Below are 20,518 nucleotides of genomic sequence, written 5' to 3'. Positions count from 1 at the left end.
ACGGGACCGGTCAGCGCTTCGGCAGCAGCTCCACGGAGATGAGGTTCACGACGTCGTTCGCGAGCAGGTCGAGCGACGCCTGATCGCGGCAGGTGAAGGTGAAGACGACGAGGATCCCCATCTTCGTGAGCGACCGGACGCCCCAGTACGTGCGCTCCCCCGAGGGCTGGGTCCACGACAGGACCCGGAACTCGATGAGGCCACCACCGCTGTTGTAGTTCAGTTGTTCCGTCGTGCCGTCCGCTTTGACGTAGTCGGCCCCGACGTACTTCGCCATGTAGGCGTCGCTCGACTTCTCGTCGTCTCCGACCGCGATCTCGTCAGGCGTCAGCGCGATGTTGCCGAGTCCGACGTCGCAGGAGGTCGCCGCGTTCCGGTAGATCTCGACGCCGTTCCGGTCCGGACCGATCGCCGCCCAGGACGAGTCCAGGTCGTTCGTCAGGTAGGCCGTCCATTCAGTGGGAACGTCCTGCCCGGCCGCGAAGTCGAGGTCGGGCGGGATGGAGACGTAGGTCTTCGTCGGCTCCGGCGTCGAGTCCGTCTCCGTGGGCGTCGGAGAAGCTGTCTTCGTCGGGGTGGCCGAGCGGGTGGGGCTCGGGTCCGCGACCGGTGCGCCCCCCTGCGTGAGCACGAGGGCGACGACGGTGATGATCGCCGCCAACACGAGCGGGACACCGACGGCCAGGGCGATGATGAGCCCCGTCCGCTTGCGCTTCGGGGCACCGGGAGGCGGCGGTTGCTGGCCGTACCCGGGAGGGCCTTGCGGTGGCTGCGGCTGGTACGGGTTCTGCTGCGGCTGATACGGCTGCTGCGGCTGGTATGGCTGTCCGCCGGAGGGGTTCCGCTGCCCGCCATACGGGTTCTGCTGGTACGGGTTCTGCTGCTGCGGTCCCTGTCCGTACGGCGGCTGCTGCTGTCCGTGCGGGTTCTGCTGCTGCGGTCCCTGTCCATACGGCGCCTGCTGCTGCTGCTGTCCGTACGGGTTCTGCTGCTGCGGTCCCTGTCCATACGGCGCCTGCGGCTGCTGGCCGGTGGGGTGCTGCGGCTGCTGACCCGTCGGCCATTGCGGCGGGCGGGCGTCAGGCTGCTGCGGGTCGGGAGGCGGTGCATCGGTCACGGGAGTGGCCTTTCGACGGAACGGCGGGCGGAGCGGGTGAACTGCCCGGCCGCACGCCTGCAGTTCGATGCCGTCAGCCTATCTGCGACGGACCGGCGCCGGTGGGCACATCCTGCACCAGAATGGTGACGTGTCCACCGCCCCCACCACACCCCGCACCCGCAGCGAGCGCCTCGACGCGCTCCCGTTCACCAAGGCACACGGGCGACTGCTCGTCGGTTCCGGCGTCGGCTGGGCCCTCGACGCCATGGACGTGGGACTCGTGTCCTTCGTGCTCGCCCAGCTCGCCGTGCAGTGGCAGCTCGGGAACACGGAGCTCTCCTGGATCGCCTCAGCCGGGTTCCTCGGCATGGCCATCGGTGCGACGCTCGGGGGCTTGCTCGCCGACCGCGTCGGACGGCGCCACGTCTTCGCGATCACCCTGCTCGTGTTCGGCATCGCGACTGGCGCGTCGGCCCTCGCCTGGGGACTCGGCGTGCTCATCGTGCTGCGATTCGTCGTCGGCCTCGGACTCGGCGCCGAGCTGCCCGTCGCCTCGACCCTCATGAGTGAGTTCGCCCCGCCACGGATCCGCGGGCGGATCATCGTGTTCCTGGAGGCGTTCTGGGCGATCGGGTGGATCGCCGCCGCCCTCATCGGCTATCTGGTCGTGCCGACGAGCGACGACGGGTGGCGCTGGGCGCTCGCCATCGGCGCGTTGCCCGCGGTCTACGCGGCCATCGTGCGGACGCGACTGCCGGAGTCGGTGCGCTTCCTCGAGTCGCGTGGGCGCCACCGCGAGGCGGAAACCGTCGTCCGCGAGTTCGAGGCCTCGGCCGACGTCGCCCACCCGGAGCCAGCCGTCGACACCACCACCGACACCCCCGTGAGCGCCGGTCTCTCCGCCGGCGAGCGCCTCCGTGGGCTGTGGGTGCCCACGCACCGCCGCGACACCGGTTCGCTCTGGATCGTGTGGTTCTGCGTCAACTTCTCCTACTACGGTGCGTTCATCTGGATCCCGACGATCCTCGTCGCCTCCGGGTTCTCCCTCGTCCGGTCCTTCGGTTTCACCCTGATCATCACCCTCGCCCAGATCCCGGGCTACGCCGTCTCGGCATGGTTGATCGAGGCCTGGGGCCGGAAGCAGACCCTCGCGACCTTCCTGGCGGGCTCCGCGGTGTCGGCGGTCCTGTTCGGCACGGCGACGACCGAACCGACGATCATCGTGTTCGGCATGTGCTTGTCCTTCTGCAACCTCGGAGCCTGGGGCGCCCTGTACGCGACGACCCCGGAACTGTATCCGACAGCGCTCCGTGCGACGGGGGCGGGATGGGCCGCCGGCATCGGCCGCATCGCCTCGATCATCGCCCCGCTGTCGGTTCCGGTGCTCCTCCTCGCAGGACAGGCCCTGCTCTTCTCCGTGTTCGCCGCCTTCTTCGTCGTCGCCGCTGTCGCCGCACTGTTCCTCTCGGACATGCGCGGCCGCTCCCTCGACTGAGCCGCGTCCCACCGCCCGACCCGCACCGCCAGTCGGCCCGGTCGGTCGGCGTCGATGCGACAGAATGGGGCCGTGACCGAATCCACCAGCGCCGTGTCCCCGTCCGCCTCCGTCGACCGACGTCCGATCTCGGGACGTCGTGTCGATCTCGAGCACGGTGCGTACACCGCGTCGATCGCCTCGGTCGGTGCCTCACTGCGGTTCCTGCGACACGACGGCCGGGACCTCGTCGTCCCGTTCGACGCCGAGGAGGTCCGTCCGGCGTTCCGCGGCGCCATGCTCGCCCCGTGGCCCAACCGCGTCGTCGACGGCCGGTACACCTTCGCGGGCGTCGACCACCAGCTCGCACTGACGGAACCCGCTCGCGGTCATGCCCTCCACGGGCTCGCCGCCTGGTCGGAGTGGGACCTCGTGTCGTCGAGCGCGGCGTCGGCGGCGTTCCGCGTGGTCATCGAGGCGCAGGAGGGCTATCCGTTCCGTGTCCAGGTCTCCGCGACCTACACGCTCGACGACGACGGACTCCGCACCGACGTCGAGGCGCTGAACCTCGGTGACGTCGACGCGCCCTACGGCACGGGGCCGCACCCGTACCTCGTCGCGGGTGAGGGCCGCGTCGACGACTGGACGCTGGAGCTGCCCGCTGCCGAGGTGCTCACCGTCACGCCGGACCGGCTCATCCCGGTCTCGCTCGAGCCGGTCGACACGGAGGCGACGGAGCACTTCGACTTCCGGTCACCCCGGGCCATCGGCGACACCTTCGTCGACCACGCGTACACGGCGCTCGATCGCGACGTCGACGGCCGGGTCACGGTGCGCGTGACGACGCCATCCGGCAGCGGCGTCGCCATGCACTGGGGCGATGGTCTGCCCTGGGTCCAGGTGCACACGGCCGATCAACCCGTCGCGGAGCTGAACCGACTGGGGCTCGCCGTCGAACCGATGACCTGTCCCCCCGACGCCTTCTCGACCGGGACCGATCTCGTCGTCCTGGCTCCCAATACACCACACCGGGTGTCCTGGACCATCGCAGCACTCTGACAGTCGTCGGGGCTAGGCTGGCGACATGTCACAGACTCTTGCGAAACTCACCGGCGGCCCGCTCGACAGCGAGATCATCCCGCTCGAAGACGGTCAGGACGGCGAGCTCGTCCTGCCCTACGGCGAAGGCCAGCTCATCTACCGTCCGGTCGGCGAAGCGACGAACACCGGCGACCACGATGGCCCGACGACGACCGACTACGAGTACGTCGAGTCGACGGAGGACATCTCCCCGACGAACCGCAACGGCAACGGCGACGACGACTCGATCGGCTGAACCGAGCCACACCGTTCCACCTGAACGCCGGTAGCTGAGCCTCAGCTGCCGGCGTTCGGCGTTCACTCGCCCTGGTCGTCGACTGTCACCGTGAAGGTCTGGACCCGGAGCGGAAGCACGGGTGTCATCCGGACCTCCAGGCGGAGGCGCCCCTCGGTCCCCTCGACGAACCAGACCAGGTGGTCCGGCGAATCGCAGATCGGAGTCGCGCGCCCTGAAGCCACCTCGGCGATGCCACCGACGGCGGCGACAGCGGCGTCGACCGCCTCGCGTCGCTCGTCCAGTGGCCGGTCGAGGGCGACGTTCTCGGCGAACAGCGAGGCGGCGACGCGGTCGTCCCAGTGCGACAGCAGCCCGGTCGCGGTCATGGACGCCACAAGCGTCTCCGGCCAGGGGCGGATCGCCGGTTCCGGCAGCTCACCGGTGGTCTGGGCGCCGGCGATCGCCAGCCGCAGGGCCTGTTCGGCGGGCTTCGCCACGGCCGCGTAGCCGGCGTTCTCGAAGGCGACGACGCCGAACCCGGATGCCGGGTGCCACCGCATGTGGGCGCTGTAACCGGGGTAGCCGCCCGAGTGCGAGACGAGCGTCCCGAGGTCGGCGTCCTCCTCGACGAAGAGGCCGAAGCCGTAGCCGAGCGCGAGTCTCGGCGGCACGCCGTCGAGGGTGGGCCGCGACGGAGCCAGCCGGTGCAGCTGCTGCATCTCGCGGCGGCTGGCGCTCGACAGTGGTCCGGTCTCGTCCCCGGTCCAGGCGCCGTCGAGCCAGCGCACCCATCCGATCAGGGTGGAGGCCGAGGCGAAGAGCCCGCCGATCGAGGAGAAGACCCCGGGGCCGGAGAACGGGACCTCGACGAATCGGCCGTCTTCATCGACGGCCCGTTCGCGGCGGACACGATGACCGGTCGCCGTGACCGCCCCGTCGCCCTCGGGTCGCTCGAACACGGCGCCGAGCCCGAGCGGCTCCAGCAGGAGCGAGGTCACCGCGTCGATGTAGGAGCCACCGGTCACCCGCTCGATGACCTGCCCGAGCAGCGCGTAGCCGAGGTTCGAGTAGGAGAACGCCGTCCCGGGTGTCGTGACGCATCGGACGCCGCGCACGAGCAGCCGCCGGAACTCGTCCACGCTGATCGACTCCTGGCGGTCACCCCACGGATCGTCCGTTCCGAGCCCACCCGACATCGTCAGAAGCATCCGCACGGTCGGCCGGACGGCGATGCCGTCAGGGAGCACCGGCGCGAACTCCGGCACGAACCCGTCCACTGGCGCGTCCAGGTCGAGGCGACCGGCGTCGCGGAGGATGAGGAGCACGGCCGCGGTGAAGCTCTTCGTGCAGGAGGCGATGCGGAACAGCGTGTCGGCGTCGGGCACCGGACCGCCCACGGTGACCCCGCCGAACCCCTGCTCGAACCGGACCCGCTCGCGGTCGAACACGGCGACGTACGATCCCGGGGCGACGCCGGAGGTGATCCGGTCCTGGAAGACCCGCGTGATGTCCGTCTCGGTGCTGTCCTCGACCAGGTGCATGCCGCCTCCTCCTCGACGGCCCTCGGCAGCCGTCCGCGATCTCGTCGCGCTTCGAGCGTACGACCATTCCGCGCCACCGGGCACCATCGCACGGGGTGCCGGGCGTAGGGTGCTCCTCCGCCAGGACGAAGTCAAGGGGCACCGATCAGCGACGTCCGATGCCCGCCGCGGGAGTAGCGTCATCTCCCGGATCGACCGTCGACGGGACGGCCGTGGAAGGAGTCATTCCATGTCGAACACGTCGACCTCCGGGCAGCCTGCCCCGGTCCGGAGCCTCGTCCCCGCCAGGATGGACCGATTGCCGTGGACCCGGTTCCACTGGATGATCGTCGTCGGTCTCGGCTTCTCGTGGGTGCTGGACGGCCTCGAGATCCAGATCGTCGCCTCCGCCGGGTTCCAGAAGTCGCTGGGGCTGTCGGCGGCGGAGGTCGGCCTCCTCGGGACGATCTACCTCCTCGGCCAGGTGACGGGCGCTCTCGTCTTCGGCCGCATGGCGGACCGCCTCGGCCGCAAGAAGCTCTTCATCCTGACCCTCGCGATCTACCTCGTCGCGAGCGGCATCGCCGGCCTGTCCCCCACGTTCTGGTTCCTCGCCATCTTCCGGTTCTTCGCCGGCATGGGCATCGGCGGCGAATACGCGGCGATCAACTCGGCCATCGACGAGCTCATCCCGTCGAAGTACCGCGGGCACGTCGACATCGCCATCAACGGCACCTACTGGGGTGGCGCCGCCCTCGGATCGGCGGCGAACCTGTTCCTGCTGAACACCGACTACTTCGCCGAGGACGTCGGCTGGCGCATCGGGTTCTTCATCGGGCCGGTCCTCGGTCTCGCCATCATCTTCCTGCGCCGCCACATCCCCGAGAGTCCGCGGTGGCTCATGACGCACGGTCGGGAACAGGAGGCGGAGGCCACGGTCGACGACATCGAGGCCACCGTCCGCAAACAGGGCGGGACAATCGAGCCGGTCGACGAGTCGAAGGCGCTCACGGTCCAGGCCCAGGGCCACATCCCGATCCGGACCATCTTCGGCGTCCTCTTCTCGAAGTACCCGAAGCGCACCTTCGTCGGCCTCGCGATGATGATCACCCAGTCATTCCTGTACAACGCGATCTTCTTCACCTACGCGCTCGTGCTGCAGAACTTCTACGGCACGAGCCCCTCGTCGACGCAGTACTACTTCTTCCCCTTCGCAATCGGCAACCTGCTCGGCCCACTCCTCCTCGGCAGACTGTTCGACACCTGGGGTCGTCGCCAGATGATCTTCCTCACCTACGGGGTCTCGGGGGCGGTGCTGGCCGTGTCGGCGGTGCTCTTCAACGCCGGTGCGCTCGACGCGACGACCCAGACGATCTTCTGGTGCGTCTCGTTCTTCTTCGCCTCCGCCGGTGCGTCAAGCGCCTACCTGACCGTGAGCGAGATCTTCCCGCTCGAGCTCCGCAGCCAGGTGATCGGCTACTTCTTCGCGATCGGACAGATCGCGGGTTCGGTCGCGCCCCTGCTCTACGGGATCCTGATCGGTGACGGCACCGACCGCGGGCCGCTCACCGTGGGCTACTTCGTGGGTGCCGGCGTGATGGTCCTCGGCGGGTTGATCGCCCTCATCTTCGGCGTCGACGCCGCGCGGAAGTCCCTCGAAGACATCACGGAACCCCTGTCGATCGTGCGCGAGGGGAAGGGCTCGGGAAGCTGATCCCGGTCCGCGCTCAGTCCTCGTCGGAGACGTAGACCCCGAGCGTCTCGGCGAGGCGCTCCCGCTCCACCGCCCGACGGCCGGCGCCCTTGGCGCTGGCCGTCGTGAGCGTGGCGAGGATGTGCAGGGTGAGCGCGATCCCGATCGAGGAACTCGGGTGGCCGTCCTCGGCACGGCCGAGCACGATCGTCTCGTCGGCGTACGGGGTCAGCGGGGCGTCCGGCGCGTCCGTGATGAGCACGAGGCTGCCTCCCGCCTCGGCGAACGGGACGACGGAGTCGATCGTGTACTTCCGGTACCGCTGCAGCGACACGGCGATCATGACGTCGCTCGTGCGCACGTCGCTCAGGACGTCGAGCGGCCGCACGATGGTGCCGTCGATGAGCGTGACGTTCGCGAGGCCGTAGCTGAGGTCCGCGGCGAGGAGGGACGCGTAGGTGAACGACTTCGACGCCCCGATGAGGAAGCGTCGCCGGGCGGACACGATGAGAGCCGCCGCGCGTTCGAGGGCACCGTCCGCCTTCGCCGAGGCGAGGGACTCCTCGAACTGCTTGCGTTCTTGCTCGAGGAGTCGGTGCTTCAGCACGGACGCGGAGCGTCGTTCGAGACGCTGCTCCGGGCGTTCGCCGGGGACGGCGGTGTCCTCATCGGTGAGGAAGAGGGTGTCGTCGTTCACGCGCGGTCTCCTTCGCATGCCGTCGCCGGGGTTCGGGCCGGCGCCGTCCGTTCGTGTCGGCAGCAACACCGACGGCCCGCCGGCAGGTCACCCGGCGAGGTTCCCTTGATGGTAGCGACGGGAAGCGCATACAGGATCGCCGGAACGACAACGATTCGGTGCACACGCGTCCAGTCGTGCGACGGTCAGCGTTCGGGCTCGTCGTCCAGGTCGGGCAGGGTGATCGAGGAGGTGAAGAGGCTCGCGCGCTGTTCGGCCTCGGCGCTGCCGCTGAACAGCCCGACGGGCTCGGTGACCGGCCCGCCGCGCTTCGGCACCGGACGAGGCTCCTGCTCGACCATCTGCACGCGGTTGCGCGGGATCGCCGACGGGTTCTGCGCGAGGATCCACTCGACCATCTGCTCGCGCACGAGGCATCGGAGGTCGAAGAGGGTCGGTGCGTCCACCGCGGTGACGAGGATGCGGATGCGCACGTAGCCGCCCACGGCGTCCGTGACCTGCAGGACCTGCGCCCGGCCGTCCCAGAGGTCGGTGCGGTCGAGGATGCGCTCCAGCTCGGTCCGCATGACCGCGGGACTCACCCACCAATCGAGGTCGAACTCGACCGACCCGAGCAGCTCGCTCGTGTTCCGCGTCCAGTTCTGGAAGGGCGTGGAGGTGAAGTAGGTGGACGGGAGCACCATACGGCGATCGTCCCAGATGCCGACGACGACGTAGGTGAGAGTGATCTCCTCGATCCGGCCCCACTCCCCCTCGACGATGACGACGTCGTCGACCCGGATCGCATCGCTGAAGGCGAGCTGGATCCCGGCGAACACGTTCCCGAGGACGGACTGCGCCGCGAGGCCGGCGACGATGCTCACGACACCGGCGGAGGCCAGCACGCTCGCCCCGACGCCCTGGACGCCGGGGAACGTCAGGAGGATCGACGCGACACCGACGATGACGACGACCGCGATCGCCAGACGACGGACGAGCGCGAGCTGCGTCTGCATGCGGCGGGCGACCTTGTTGTTCGGGACGTCGATGCGGTACCGGGCCTGGCCGAGCCCGATGACGAAGGCGAGCAGCGCGGCGACCAGCCACGTCGCTGCGGCGATGACGGCGATCCGGAAGGTCTGGTCGATGAACCCACGGGCGGCCTCATCGGGAAGCGTCGCCGCCACCGCCGGCCACACGGCGACCAGGATCACGAGGGCCCGGAAGGGGTGCCTGGCACTCCCGGCGAGCGCACCCGGCCAGTCGCTCCGCCGCGCCGCCATCCGGAAGGAGACCGACACGATCACGATGACGACGAGCGCTGCGATCAGCGCTATCCCGGCTGCTGCGGCGACACCCCACCAGCTCTGCCAAACGAACATCCATGCCTCCTCGAGCCGGTCGTGCACTGTGTGTTCCTCCGCCGACCGATACCGTACGGCGCAAGCGTCCAGCGTAGGGGCGGGTGCATGCCGCACTCGACCGCTTGCGCGGCCTGCCACGAACCTCTCAGGCCGAGTTCACGTGGCTGGCGCGTCCCACGTGAACCGAGCGAACCTCCCCGTTCACCGAGGTGGCACGGCCCGGGCTGCCCTTCGACAGGCTCAGGGACCGACACATGGCGGGCGAACCTCTTCCGGGTCACTGAGCCCGTCGAAGGGCGGCACAGCTCCGGGACCGCAGCGGTGCGGACAGACGTTTCCCGGTCACTGAGCTTGTCGAAGTGCCCACGAACAGGCCTCATCGTTCCGATTCAGTACGGGTGCACCTCTTCCGGTCACTGAGCCTGTCGAAGGGCGGCACAGCTCGGGGACCGCAGCGGTGCGGACAGACGTTTCCCGGTCACTGAGCTTGTCGAAGTGCCCACGAACAGGCCTCATCGTTCCGATTCAGTACGGGTGCACCTCTTCCGGTCACTGAGCCTGTCGAGGTGCCTACGAATGCCCTTCGACAGGCTCAGGGACCGGAGGAGGCCGCTCAGGGACCGGAGGGCTCCGGGTGGACCATCCCCGGTGGCTGAGCCTGTCGAAGTGCCCACGAGGGGCCTCCCGGGCGCGGTGCCTCCGTCAGCGGTTCAACGACAGGCCCGCCGCGGCCCCACTGCTTGAACGGTCGGCCGAGAACCGATCAGCCCGGCAGGACCTCGTGCGGGTACTCGGCCGACCGGTGCTGGAACTCGGTGACCGCCGGGTTGAGGATGACGCCGTCCTGGATCTCGACGGCCCGCTGGACGGTCAGGCTGTCGACCCAGGCGGCCGGTCCGGCCAGGACGGTGGGCAGGAACGGCAGCAACGCCTCGCTGTTCTCCCAGCTCGACGAGTTCCACAGGAGCGACGGACTGTGGTCGACCGCGTAGTAGTTGATCTCCCCGGGCCCGACGGTGAACATCGGGTCGTCGAATCCGGTCGTGCGCGCCCACTCGAAGGCCATGCCCTCGTCGCAGGAGACGTCCACGATGAGGCTCCCGGGCCGGAACGCGCCGAGATCGTCCTCACGGAGGTAGAGCAGTGGTGCGTTGGGGTCCTGCAGCGTGCAGTTGACGACGATGTCACTCTCGGCCAGGAAGGGCGCGAGTGGCACGCGACCCTCGTCGGTGATGACCTCACTCAGGTACGGGCCGTCGTCGTGGTCGAACTGGATCATGCGGGCGGAGTGGATGGGCGCCGCGACCGCCGCGACCCGGCGGTTGGTGAGCACGCGCACGTCGTGGATCCCATGGGCGTTGAGCGCGGTCACGGCACCTCGGGCGGTCGCGCCGAAGCCGATGACCACGGCGGTCAGGCGACGGCCGTAGCTGCCAGTGGAGCCGCAGAGCTCCAACGCGTGGATCACCGAGCTGTAGCCGGCGAGCTCGTTGTTCTTGTGGAAGACGTGCAACCCGAAGCTGCCGTCGGCGGCCCAGTGGTTCATCGCCTCGAAGGCGATCAGCGTGAGCCGTTTGTCGATCGCGAGCTGCGTCAGCGCGGTGTCCTGGACACAGTGCGGCCAGCCCCAGAGCGTCTGCCCGTCGCGGAGCTCCTGGACGTCCTCGAGCTGCGGTTTCGGCAGGAGGACGACGTCGGCCTGCGCGATGACCTCGGCGCGCGTCGCGAACGAGCGGACGTAGGGCGCGATCTCCTCGTCGGAGACACCGAACCGGGCACCGTAGCCGTACTCCACGACGATCCGAGACCGGAACTCCTCCGGGATGCGCTCGAAGTGCGCCGGGTGGATCGGCACGCGTCGTTCGTCGGGTTTCAGCGAGGTGCCGATCACCCCGAGGACGGCGTCATGCTGCACGGTCGGTTCGGATCCTGCTGGCATGACTGCTCGTCCCGTTCACGGGAACCGAAGCGGCGCCGTGCCCCTGACCGTACAGGACGCGGGAGCTGCCGACACCCGGAAACACGACAACCCCGCACCGTGAGGTGCGGGGTTGTCGTTGCAGCTGGTGGACCCAAGGGGATTCGAACCCCTGACCCCCTCGATGCGAACGAGGTGCGCTACCGGACTGCGCCATGGGCCCAACTACTCGTCCAGGCTAGCAGAACCGGCGAGCCGTTTCGAACCGGCCGCGCTAGTCCTCGTAGGGGTTCGGGCCGTCGTCGACCGGCATGCTGCCGTCCTTCGGATTGGCGGCGATGAGGGCAGCGAGGTCGAGATCGCGGAACCAGCGGAGCCGCTGGCTCCGGGCACGCCGATAGTGCTCGTCGACGACCGGCTCGTCGAGGACCCGGTCGAGCTTCGCCTGGATGGCGCGCTCCAGGTCACCCCACGCACGCTCACGAGCGGATTCCGCGATCGCCGCGACGAACTCCTCGTCCTTGCTCACCCGACGGAGTTCGGCGGCGAGCCCTGAGTACACCTCGCGGCGACGGGACAGGGCGCTCAGGTCACCCGCGCGGTAGTCGTGTTGGTGACGCGCACTCCCCCGACGCTGGAACGCCGTCTGGCGCGCCTCCCGTGCGAGGTCGGCGTACTCCTCCTGCTCGTCCGCCATGCGTCCCAGCTCACGCCGGACGGCCACCTGCGTCGCCTCGGCGTCGTAGGAGGCACCGTCGCGGAGTGCTCGCTCGATGATCCAGTTCGTGACCTCGACCACGGTCCAGGACCGCGCGATGAGGAGGCCTTCCTCGACCGCGTGCTCGACCGGCGGCGGAGCCACCTCAGGGGGCGCGACGTAGGGCTTCATCGGCTTCCGCCGGCTCTTCCGCCACACGCCCATGGTCACCTTTCGCGTTCCAGGGCGTCGACGAGAACCGAGCGACGAACCCCCTCGACGAGTCTATCCGTCGCCGGTGACCGGTTCATGAACGACCGGACGGGCGCGGTCGGGACTCAGCCCGCGGCGCGGCGACGCTGCAGCAGGCTGGAGCCGCCGGCAGCGATCTCGCCCTCGTCGATGACACCCATCGAGGCGAAACGGCTCGGGGCCGGCTGCGGTTCGACGCGCTCGGGCTGCGGAGCGGCGACGGGCTCCGGACGACGGACGATCGTCGGTACGACCGGCGCGAGACGCTCGGCGCGGGAGGCGATGGCCTCCTGCATGGCCGCCTGGCGCAGGCGATCGTAGGCGTCGGCCTTCGCCAGCTCGGCGGCAGCCGAGGAGCCCTCGGAGAGGTGGAGCGGCTTCGGGATGGACGTCGGGGTCCACGTCTGCGCCTGCGACGCCGCCTTGACGGGCTCGTTGTACTCGAAGAGCGCCGACTCGACACGCCTGGTCGTGACAGCGACCGCCGGTACCGGCGCGACGGCACGGTGGGCGATGCGCGACATCCGGGAGAGCGCAGAGAGCGCGAGCAGACCGACGACTGTGGACGAGATACCGAGGACGAGACCGCCACCCGCGAGGAACGCGGTCACGCCGGAGCAGAACCCGATGATGGAGGCGACCAACACGGTGGTCGCGAGCAGTCTGGAGCGACGACGGCTTCGCGCGAGCTTCGCCGCTCGGGCGTTGCGCTGCACGGCACGGGCTGCGGCAGCGGCCGCACGACGAGCATCCTCCGCGGCACGGGCGGCGGCTTCGGCCTGCACGGCCCTGGCCTCCTCCTCGCGGCGGATCCGGTCGGCTTCGGCGAGTTCGACGCGCGCCGCGGCCTCGGCCGTCGCCTTCGTCCTGGCCTCGAGCTGCTTGAGGAGCTTGCGCTGCGCGGCGACCTCACGCGACGTCGCCTCGAGCCGGACGGCCTCCGGGACCTCAGCCGTCTCGGCGAGCACACGGAGCGTCTGCTGCAGCCGGATCGCGTTGCGCTCGCTGGCGGAGAACTGACTGTCACGCACCCACGACGGCACCAGGTACACCAGCCACAGCATCGCTGCGACCAGAATGATCACCCCACCGCTCAGGAATCCGCCGTCCATGTCCCTGACCGTAGCGGGTGCAACGACCGGAGACGGGCAGTCGTCGGGTGTGTCCCCGGATGGAGGGGGAAAACGGCTACCGGGTCAGCGGGTGGGGAACGGCGACGCGGCCGCAAGACGGTCGGCCTCGGGGATCACGCACGCGTCCTTCGGGACCTGACCGTCCAACCACCGGTTCAGGACGCCGCCCGGGACTTCTTCGCGGACGAGGCCGAAACAGAAGTGGTCACGCCAGTCGCCGTCGATGTGGATGAAGCGGCGCCGCAGTCCCTCGTACCGGAACCCGAGCTTCTCGACGACCCGCAGGCTCGGAGCGTTCTCGGGCCGGATGCAGATCTCCAGACGATGGAGCTGCAGGGCGGTGAAGCAGTGGTCGGTGGCCAGGGCGGTCGCGATCGGTGTGGCACCGAGACCCGCGAACCGCTGGGAGACCCAGTAGCCGATCGACGCCGAGGCCAGCGATCCGTAGGTGATGCCGGAGACGTTGAGCTGGCCGGCGAACTCCCCGTCGACCTCGATGACGAACGGGAGGCCTGCGCCCGAGCGTGCGTGGTTCTGCAGCGACCGGATCGCCGCACGGCTGTCGGCCGGGACCGGGCCGTAGGGGCTCGTCGCCTCCCAGCGGCGCAACCAGGCTCGGTTCTCCGCGAGCTCGCGCTCGAGCGGCCTCGCGTCACGGACCTTGATCGGCCGGATGCTCACTCGCCCACTGCTCAGAACGGGTACGACCTGCGCCACCGTGCCACCCCTCTCGCGTTCTGTGGTGAGCCTAGTGGAGCGCTCACCGATGCATCGACACCACGTCGTCGACAGCATCGCGCCCCGAGATCCGCAGCTGCGGACCCGGGGCGCGTCGTGTGTCGTCGGGTGGACTCAGTCCAGGTTCCCGGCGAAGCCCTTGAGCCACGGACGCAGCTCGGGACCGAGGTCCTCGCGGTCGACGGCGAGCTGCACGATCGCCTTGATGTAGTCGAGGCGGTCGCCCGTGTCGTAACGACGGCCGCGGAAGATGACGCCGTAGACGCCGCCCGTGCCTTCGACGTCGGCGGCCATCTCCTGGAGCGCGTCGGTCAGCTGGATCTCGCCACCCTTGCCCGGCTCGGTGCGCTCGAGGATCTCGAACACCTCGGGCTTCAGTACGTAGCGGCCGATGATGGCGAGGTTGGACGGGGCGTCCTCCTTCGCGGGCTTCTCGACGAGCCCGGTCACCCGGACGACGTCGGGGTCGTCGGTGGCCTCGACGGCTGCTGCACCGTACATGTGGATCGAATCGGGGTCGACCTCCATGAGAGCGATGATCGTCGCGTTGCGCTTGTCCTGCTCGTCGAGCATGCGCTCGAGGAGGACGTCGCGGGCGTCGATGAGGTCGTCGCCGAGGAGCACGGCGAAGGGCTCGTGGCCGACGTGGCGCTTGGCCCGCAGGACGGCGTGGCCGAGGCCCTTCGGGTCTCCCTGGCGCAGGAAGTGGATGTCGGCGAGCTCACTCGACTCGTTGACCTTCTCGAGGCGCTGGGTGTCGCCCTTCTTCGCGAGGTTGAGCTCGAGCTCGGTCACGCGGTCGAAGTGGTTGGCGAGGGCGTTCTTGTTGCGGCCGATGATCATGAGCACATCGGCGAGCCCGGCGCTGACGGCCTCCTCGACGACGTACTGGATGGCCGGCTTGTCGACGACGGGGAGCATCTCCTTCGGCAGGGCCTTCGTCGCCGGAAGGAACCGGGTGCCGAGACCTGCTGCGGGGATGACTGCTTTGGTAACACGAGTGGTCATGAGGGAAAACCTATCGTGTGGAGCCGGGGAAGTCGCCGAATACCCCCTCGATCGAGGGTGAAATCCCCTGAACCCCTGGACGAGGCGACGGATGTCGGCTATGAGGTCGGGCAACGAGCCGGGCGCGACGACGAGCCGTTTAGAATGGGTCGCATGACGAGCCCCGCCGAACACGAGAAACGAGCGCTGCGCGCCGAGCTCCGTGAGCGGCGGGAGCTGCTCACCTCCCTGGAGAAGGAGCGGTCGACCACCGGCCTGACGGACAACCTCCGAGCCCTCGTCTCCCGCTTCGGCGCGACCTCCATCGCCTGCTACCTCTCCTCCCCGAGCGAGCCCGACACCCGTCCCTTCCTCCAGTGGGCGCAGGAGGCGGGCATCCGCATCCTGTTCCCCATCACCCGCACCGACGGGCTCCTCGACTGGACGATCGGCGAGGAAGGCATCGAGACGGTGGGCTTCGCCGGCACCCCCGAGGTCGTGGGTACCACCCTCGGTCCCATCGCGATCAACGACGTCGACCTCATCCTCGTCCCCGCGGCCGCCGTCGACGCCCACGGCATGCGCATGGGCTGGGGTCGCGGGTACTTCGACAAGACGCTCGGCTCGATGGAGCGCTGCCCGCCCGTCTACGCCGTGCTGTACGACACCGAGATCCTCGACGAGGTCCCGAGCGAGATCCACGACGAACCCGTCGGCGGTGCCGTGACCCCGAGCCGCATCCTCGACTTCGACCAGGTCAGACCGCGCCGCTGAGCGCGCCGACCCACCACATCCCAGGAGACCCCGTGCCCACCTACGCCTACCGCTGCACCGAGTGCGGCAACGCCTTCGACGTCCAGCAGTCCTTCACCGACGACTCCCTCACCGAGTGCCCGGCGTGCTCCGGCAAGCTGCGCAAGCTGTTCAGCGCGGTCGGTGTCACGTTCAACGGCTCCGGCTTCTACCGCACGGACTCCCGCGCCGGTGCCGGCAAGGGCTCGAGCTCCATCCCGGCCTCCTCGAAGTCCTCGGAGGGGTCGTCGAGCTCGTCCTCCTCGGACACCAAGGGCGGATCCTCCTCCTCGGGCGGCTCCTCCAGCTCCGGCTCCAGCGCCACACCGGCCTCCGCCGGGAGCGCCACGTCCTGAGCCGGTAGCGTAGCCAGGGTCCTGCCCATCCCCGATCCACAGGGAGACCCCATGCTCAAAGGCTTCAAGGAGTTCATCCTCCGCGGCAACGTGATCGACCTGGCCGTGGCCGTCGTGATCGGGGCCGCGTTCACCGCCATCGTCAACTCGCTCGTCGAGAACATCTTCAACCCGCTGCTCGGGGCGCTCTTCCGCGCGGAGAGCCTGAACGACGCGTTCAACGTCTCCATCCCGACGGTCGACGGCGACCCTGCCGTCATCCACTTCGGCGCGTTCATCGGCGCGACCATCCAGTTCCTGTTGGTCGCCGCCGTGGTCTACTTCGTCATCGTGCTGCCGATGAACCACTTCAAGCGCGTCACCACGAAGCCGACGATCGCCGACGAGGCCGCAGCTCCGAGCGAGCTGTCGCTCCTCACCGAGATCCGCGACGTGCTGAAGACGGGCACGAGCGCTCCGCTGCCGCCCGCACGCGACGACACGACCGACGGCCGCTAGTCCGGCTCGTCCAGCAGCACCGACGTCCCGTCCCGCTCACCAGTGGGGCGGGACGTTGCGTTGCAGCTCGTCGTCGTTGCCGCCGCCGCCAGCGGGTTTGACGGTGCCGCCCCAGGCGGCGTCGGTGTCCTCCGCCGCCTTGACGGGATCGGCCGGCAGCTGCGGCGCGGGATCCGTTCCGGGAGCACCGGGGCGGATCGCCCGCCTCGATCCTCGGGGGCGGACGATCCGTGGCTCCTGATCGTCCTGCATGATCAGTGTCCGACCATCAGTGGCGTGGGACCTGCACGGCGATCGGCGCGGTGTCGAGGTGCTCGGTCGTGTTGAGCCCGAGCACACCGGCCACACGCTGCGCGACCGCCTCGGCATCGGCGAAGAGGTCGAAGCTGTGCACGCGGACGTAGTGCCAGCCGAGGCGGCGCAGGACGTCGGGACGGAGTCGCAGCGACTCACGGAGACTCGCGTCGCCCAGTTCCTCGTCGCATTCGACGACCACGGCTCGGCCACCCCACGAGGCGACCAGGGCGAGCTTGCCGCGGTAGCCCATGTCGACCCGCATCCCGAGCGTCTCGAGGCGCGTCGCGAGGTCGACGAGCATCGGCTCGGCCTCGTGCGTCGCCTGATCCTCGGAGGCGCGGCGCGACGTGTCCGTGAGGATGCGTGCGAGCGCGAGGATGCCGTGCTGGATCCGGTTCTGGTCGAGGTCCTCGGGGCGGACACACGAGACGATCACCATGGACCGCCGCGCGCGCGTCATACCGACCGCGAGCAGCCGGTCGCCGCCGGGCTGACCCAGCGCGCCGAAGTCGGACAGGACCCGCCCGTGCGGCGTCAGGCCGTACCCGATCGAGAAGATGACACGGTCGCGGCTCTCGGCCACGGACTGCTCGAGCGTCAGCACGGTGAACGGTTCCGCCCGCTCGCGGAGGAGGAAGTCGGAGAGGTCGGCCCGACGGGAGAACGCTGCGAGGACCGCCTGCTGGACCCGGACCGCGTGCTTGTCGCTCGCGGTCACGACCATCAGGGATTCCTTCGGACGGTTCGAGGCGTGCTCGAGGACGAGTTCCACCACTCGTTCGACCTCGACGTCGACACTCTCCACCGCTCCGGTGACCGGGTCGGGCATGCCGAGCCCGCCGGGCACGTAATCGAGGCTCAGGCTGCCGTGGCCCAGGAACGAACCCGCCCACGGCAGGGAGTCGATCTGGCCACCGTAGAACCGCTCGTTGACGAGTTCTGCGAGGTCTTCGCCTCCCGCGCGGTAGGAGCGCGTGAGCATGAGGGTCGGCAGGACGGAGCTCAGCTGTTCGAGCGCCGACTCACGGTGCAGTTCGGCGATGTCGGCGTGCTGCTCGGGGGTCGCCTCCTGATCCGTCAGACGGATCTCGAAGGGCGACGGACTCTGCGTGACGGGGTCACCGAAGGCGACGACCTGACGCGCACGACGGATGGCGTCCACGTTCTCGGCGAGGAGCGTCGCCCCCGCGTCGACGAGGAAGACGGCGTCGAAGGACGCGCTCTCGGGGATGCGCGGCACCTCGTACGGCGAGACGAGCCAGACCGGCGCGAGGACACGGGACAACGTGGGGGCCGCCTGCTCGAGCTCGGCCGCTCGGAGCGGTCGATCGCGCTTGAGGAGCGAACGGAGCGCCATGCCCTCGGTGGCGTGGTCGACGAGACCGATCTTCCAGGTGTCGGCCAGCAGCGAGGCGAGGAGCTGCCCGGAGGCGGAGGCGTGCGCCTCGTCCACCAGCCGGAAGTCGGACTCCAGACGTTCGACGACGCTCGTGTTCGCGCCGAGCAGACCGCGGTCCTCGGTGAGCACGAGTTCGAGCATCGACTGCCACCAGGCGAGCTCGAGCTCGTCGGCGAGGCGCGTCCGCGGCACGTGTCGCTGTGAGAGGTCGATGATGAGCTCGCCGAGACCCTGCTCGCGCAGGCCGGCGAGGATCGCGGTGCGCTCCTGGAGGTTGTGGAGGACCTCGGACTCGGCGGCGAGCTCGGAGATCGTGCGGACGAGACTCGGGATCGCGAGGCGTCCGAGGCGGTCGGGAGTGTCGGCGATACCGAGCGGCTGGTCGACCAGCTCGAGCTTCGCGGCGACCGTCTGGTACGCCTGCTCGACGTCCGCGATGCCGAGCGGCACCTCGGGCGGCGCGCCGGTCGTCACGTAGCGCTGCCACAGGGTGCGCTGCTGCTGGATCCGACGGAGGGCGGCGTTCATGTCGGGCACGTGTGCGCCGGGCCGCAGGTACTCCTTGGCCAGGGCCTTGAGTCGCCGGCGGCTCGCCGACGACATCGCGGCGGAGTCCTTCCGCGGGCTCGTCGCGACGATCAGGTCGGCGAGCGACCGGTCGAAGACGTCGGGCTGGAAGCGGTCGAGCGTCTCCCGGATGTCCGCGAGGAGTCGCAGGTAGATGCCCAGCTCGTCGATGGACTCGAACGGCCGCATCTGCGTCTGCCCGATGAGGCCGTACGCGCGCTCCAGGAGCTGCGGCAGGTCCTTACGGTGCAGGCGCTTGGCGAGGTCGTGGGTCTCCTGGGCTTCCGCGGTCGTGTCGAACGACGCGCCGTACCAGGGCGAGTCGCCCGGACCGTAGCGGAACTCGCCGAGGGCGGCCGCGCCTTCGAGCGCCTCCGCCGCGCGGGAGCGGCCTGCGGCGAGCCCGACGAGCGTCTGGCGGTCGAGCCGGACCAGGGTTCCCGGAGGGTGCGGCAGCTTGGAGAGCTTCGAGAGTGCTTCGAGCGCTTCGATGACCGAGACCCGCAGGTCCGGGTCCTTCGCCTGCAGCGAGGTGCGGTAGTCGATGAGGACCCGACGCAGCCGGACGAGTGCGTCGTCGACCTCGCCGACCTGCGGCGGGATCGCGCGCTCGTTGCGCGTGATCGCCTGGATGAGGTCGCGGCGGAGGGTCGACGGCGACGCGCATAGACCGGGCAGACCGACCTTGGTCAGGCGGTGGCGGATGCCCTCGAGCGTGGAGCGGCGGGGGCTGACGACGAGGACACGCTTGTGCTGCGACGCGAGCACGCCGATCGCGTTCACGATGGTCTGCGTGCCGCCCGTGCCCGGAAGCGTCGTGACGACGAGCGAGTTGCCGGCACCGATCTGCGCGATGACGTTCTCCTGCTCGACGTCCGCGTCGAGCAGGAGGGTGTCGGTCGACGGCGGGCGGTCGTCCTGGCCCGGCGCGTCGACGGGCGTGAAGCTGCTGCGCACGAGACCGACGGCACCCTCGTCGCCGGCGACGGCGTCGAGGATCGGGTGGTCGAGCTTGGCGGCGTCGTCGAGCAGGGAGTGACCGACGGCGGCGAACGAGGAGACGAGCAGACGCGGCTGGACGGTGAACCACTCGAGCCCGGCGGCGAGCGAGCGGAGGCGGTCGATGACGGGCTGCGGCTTGAAGACCCCGCCCGATTCACTCAGCGCGACGAACTCGTCGGGATCGAGGACGATGCCGAACTGCTCGCGGAGGGCGCGGACGAGTTCCGGGTTCGCGGTCGTGGCGCCGCGCAGCTTGACCTCGTAGTCGCGACCGTACCGGCGGATGGCCAGCGGCCGGAGCAGGACCGGCGCGCTGAAGTCCTCACCCTGATGCGTCCACTGGGCGAGACCGACGGCGAGGTGGACGGCGTCGATGCCGCGGACGGTGGAGAGCTCGATGCCCTTCGTCGTGATGCGGTCGGCGGCGCGCTTCGCACCGCGGAGCGCGATCTCGTCGCGGATGAGGTTCGACAGCAGCGTCGATTTGCCCGAGATGAACTGCGGCAGACCACCGGGATGCGTCGAGCTGAGCTCCACCCGGGTCGTCGGGGCGTCCACGAAGTGGAGCAGCGGCGATGGGCCGCCGACCGTGCTGAGCTGCTGACGCCAGGCGTGCAGCGCCGTGTCGACCACGCCTGCCGATGCCGCCACGGGACCCTCGCGGAGTTGCGCCTCCGCTGCTTCCCGTTCGACTCCGGACGTCACGTCGCCGTCATCCCGTCTCTTCTCTAGCCGCCA

General features: G+C 69.7%; 18 protein-coding genes and 1 tRNA gene. 7 read left to right on the top strand and 12 right to left on the bottom strand.

The features are described from left to right. Positions 1-10 precede the first annotated feature (10 nt). Positions 11-1,117 (bottom strand): hypothetical protein, encoded by a 1,107-nt coding sequence (locus GV015_RS09665; RefSeq protein WP_159878104.1) that lies wholly within the window; start codon positions 1,115-1,117, stop codon positions 11-13. 130 nt (positions 1,118-1,247) lie between these two features. Here GV015_RS09665 and GV015_RS09660 point away from each other — a divergent pair, with 130 nt between their 5' ends. The 3 genes from GV015_RS09660 to GV015_RS09650 all read left to right on the top strand — a co-directional run bounded on the left by GV015_RS09660 (position 1,248) and on the right by GV015_RS09650 (position 3,909). Then, a complete protein-coding gene (locus GV015_RS09660; RefSeq protein ID WP_236555391.1) occupies positions 1,248-2,594 on the top strand; it encodes an MFS transporter in 1,347 nt (448 codons plus the stop codon). A 72-nt stretch (positions 2,595-2,666) separates the two neighbouring features. Beyond that, positions 2,667-3,632, top strand: coding sequence for an aldose 1-epimerase family protein (locus GV015_RS09655; protein ID WP_371416554.1), 966 nt, complete (start codon positions 2,667-2,669; stop codon positions 3,630-3,632). A 25-nt stretch (positions 3,633-3,657) separates the two neighbouring features. Continuing rightward, the gene (locus GV015_RS09650; RefSeq protein WP_079001938.1) at positions 3,658-3,909 is read left to right on the top strand and encodes a response regulator; all 252 of its coding nucleotides are present in this window, start codon (positions 3,658-3,660) and stop codon (positions 3,907-3,909) included. 62 nt (positions 3,910-3,971) lie between these two features. Here GV015_RS09650 and GV015_RS09645 read toward each other — a convergent pair whose 3' ends face one another. After that, a complete protein-coding gene (locus tag GV015_RS09645) occupies positions 3,972-5,432 on the bottom strand; it encodes a serine hydrolase (RefSeq protein WP_159878098.1) in 1,461 nt (486 codons plus the stop codon). 229 nt (positions 5,433-5,661) lie between these two features. Here GV015_RS09645 and GV015_RS09640 point away from each other — a divergent pair, with 229 nt between their 5' ends. After that, positions 5,662-7,125 carry an MFS transporter gene (locus GV015_RS09640; protein ID WP_137242052.1) on the top strand — a complete coding sequence of 488 codons (1,464 nt, stop codon included), beginning with the start codon at positions 5,662-5,664 and terminating at the stop codon, positions 7,123-7,125. A 13-nt stretch (positions 7,126-7,138) separates the two neighbouring features. Here the strand turns inward: GV015_RS09640 and GV015_RS09635 are convergent, their stop codons facing one another. From GV015_RS09635 to galU, 8 genes are all read right to left on the bottom strand, one after another. After that, entirely contained in the window at positions 7,139-7,801 is a 663-nt protein-coding gene (locus GV015_RS09635) for a MurR/RpiR family transcriptional regulator (protein WP_197977484.1), read from the bottom strand. 185 nt (positions 7,802-7,986) lie between these two features. Then, positions 7,987-9,162: a mechanosensitive ion channel family protein gene (locus tag GV015_RS09630; protein WP_079706250.1), complete on the bottom strand. Its 1,176-nt coding sequence runs from the start codon at positions 9,160-9,162 to the stop codon at positions 7,987-7,989. 745 nt (positions 9,163-9,907) lie between these two features. Then, positions 9,908-11,083 carry a N(5)-(carboxyethyl)ornithine synthase gene (locus GV015_RS09625; protein WP_159878096.1) on the bottom strand — a complete coding sequence of 392 codons (1,176 nt, stop codon included), beginning with the start codon at positions 11,081-11,083 and terminating at the stop codon, positions 9,908-9,910. 125 nt (positions 11,084-11,208) lie between these two features. After that, positions 11,209-11,285, bottom strand: a tRNA-Ala gene (locus GV015_RS09620). A 51-nt stretch (positions 11,286-11,336) separates the two neighbouring features. Further along, the gene (locus GV015_RS09615; protein WP_159878094.1) at positions 11,337-11,990 is read right to left on the bottom strand and encodes a hypothetical protein; all 654 of its coding nucleotides are present in this window, start codon (positions 11,988-11,990) and stop codon (positions 11,337-11,339) included. Positions 11,991-12,097: 107 nt separating this feature from the next. Further along, positions 12,098-13,123 (bottom strand): hypothetical protein, encoded by a 1,026-nt coding sequence (locus GV015_RS09610; RefSeq protein ID WP_159878092.1) that lies wholly within the window; start codon positions 13,121-13,123, stop codon positions 12,098-12,100. A gap of 84 nt (positions 13,124-13,207) precedes the next feature. Further along, positions 13,208-13,861, bottom strand: a complete 654-nt coding sequence (locus GV015_RS09605; RefSeq protein ID WP_086474356.1) for a GNAT family N-acetyltransferase — start codon at positions 13,859-13,861, stop codon at positions 13,208-13,210. 135 nt (positions 13,862-13,996) lie between these two features. Next, complete coding sequence (galU, locus tag GV015_RS09600) at positions 13,997-14,890, bottom strand: UTP--glucose-1-phosphate uridylyltransferase GalU (protein ID WP_124768911.1); 894 nt, start codon at positions 14,888-14,890, stop codon at positions 13,997-13,999. A gap of 153 nt (positions 14,891-15,043) precedes the next feature. Between galU and GV015_RS09595 the strand changes: the two genes are divergently transcribed. From GV015_RS09595 to mscL, 3 genes are read left to right on the top strand one after another with little or no spacing between them, the layout of a single operon-like run. Further along, positions 15,044-15,643 carry a 5-formyltetrahydrofolate cyclo-ligase gene (locus GV015_RS09595; protein WP_085511023.1) on the top strand — a complete coding sequence of 200 codons (600 nt, stop codon included), beginning with the start codon at positions 15,044-15,046 and terminating at the stop codon, positions 15,641-15,643. 32 nt (positions 15,644-15,675) lie between these two features. Beyond that, positions 15,676-16,017, top strand: coding sequence for an FmdB family zinc ribbon protein (locus GV015_RS09590; RefSeq protein WP_124768910.1), 342 nt, complete (start codon positions 15,676-15,678; stop codon positions 16,015-16,017). A gap of 51 nt (positions 16,018-16,068) precedes the next feature. After that, positions 16,069-16,515 carry a large conductance mechanosensitive channel protein MscL gene (gene mscL / locus GV015_RS09585; protein ID WP_124768909.1) on the top strand — a complete coding sequence of 149 codons (447 nt, stop codon included), beginning with the start codon at positions 16,069-16,071 and terminating at the stop codon, positions 16,513-16,515. A 36-nt stretch (positions 16,516-16,551) separates the two neighbouring features. Here mscL and GV015_RS09580 read toward each other — a convergent pair whose 3' ends face one another. Both GV015_RS09580 and GV015_RS09575 read right to left on the bottom strand, forming a co-directional pair. After that, positions 16,552-16,767, bottom strand: coding sequence for a hypothetical protein (locus tag GV015_RS09580; RefSeq protein ID WP_159878090.1), 216 nt, complete (start codon positions 16,765-16,767; stop codon positions 16,552-16,554). Between the two features lie 16 nt (positions 16,768-16,783). Continuing rightward, positions 16,784-20,485 (bottom strand): AAA family ATPase, encoded by a 3,702-nt coding sequence (locus tag GV015_RS09575; RefSeq protein ID WP_236555390.1) that lies wholly within the window; start codon positions 20,483-20,485, stop codon positions 16,784-16,786. Positions 20,486-20,518 lie beyond the last annotated feature (33 nt).

Origin of the sequence: Plantibacter sp. T3 (assembly GCF_902506515.1) — a bacterium.
Classification (GTDB): domain Bacteria; phylum Actinomycetota; class Actinomycetes; order Actinomycetales; family Microbacteriaceae; genus Plantibacter; species Plantibacter auratus.
Note: the sequence above shows the minus strand (reverse complement) of the source record. Positions and strands in the feature narration are given on the sequence as shown.